The 307-nt window shown below is 42.3% G+C and carries 1 protein-coding gene; it reads right to left on the reverse strand.

The window, feature by feature from the left end; all coding sequences use genetic code 11:
• Window positions 1-247: IS200/IS605 family transposase (tnpA, locus tag AACW06_RS20295; RefSeq protein ID WP_238336788.1), on the reverse strand; the 247-nt coding region annotated here is incomplete at its 3' end.
• Between the last annotated feature and the right edge of the window lie 60 nt (window positions 248-307).

A 307-nucleotide genomic window follows, 5' to 3' on the forward strand; every position in this document is an offset into this window, starting at 1 on the left:
TGACAAAGTAACCTGGCGACCAAACAATGTTCTCTTTCCAGTAAACCTTACTTAGCCAACTGAACGTTTTTCGCATGTGGTGCGACGATTGGCTTTTTAGTTTACCCATGACGTCTGAAATACTGTACTTCGGTGGGATAAGCATCATCATATGCAGAAGATCTTCATCAAAGCCTATCGTCTCGATCTCAACGCCAGGTAAACTTCGCAGTAACTTTGGCATAATCTTTCGTAGGTAGCTGCACATACCAGGATTCAGGATTTTCCGACGGTACTTAGTCACCCAAACTATGTGATATTTAGTGTA

It is taken from the genome of Vibrio sp. S12_S33 (genome assembly GCF_963889785.1).
Classification (GTDB): domain Bacteria; phylum Pseudomonadota; class Gammaproteobacteria; order Enterobacterales; family Vibrionaceae; genus Vibrio; species Vibrio aestuarianus.